This window comes from Italian clover phyllody phytoplasma str. MA1, from assembly GCF_000300695.1.
In the GTDB taxonomy this organism is placed as follows: domain Bacteria; phylum Bacillota_I; class Bacilli_A; order Acholeplasmatales; family Acholeplasmataceae; genus Phytoplasma.
Genome location: NZ_AKIM01000183.1, coordinates 1 through 301 on the forward strand (window position 1 = coordinate 1; position 301 = coordinate 301).

The 301-nt window shown below is 23.9% G+C and carries 1 pseudogene; it reads left to right on the forward strand.

What is annotated here, in order from left to right:
- Positions 1 to 301 (forward strand): annotated as a pseudogene (locus RI01_RS03225) (replicative DNA helicase); the annotation flags it as partial.

The window sequence follows — 301 nt, forward strand, 5'->3', positions numbered from 1 at the left end:
TTAAAACAATTAATAAATTATATCGAACAAGGCCAATGGGAAAAATTAAACCTTTATTGCCAAATAATCAACCCCAAAAATCTACTTGACCCCAAAAATACAAAAATATTTACAGCTTTAAAATATTTATTTTTAGAAAAACAAACATCTCATCCGTGGGACAAACTCACTACAAAACCCATTATTATCAAAGAGTTATTAATATATTTACAAACTAATTTCCCCCAAGATAATTTTACTTTAGATTATTTAAATTATTTAAACGATGATTTTAATAACCAAAATAATACTCATTTTTTAG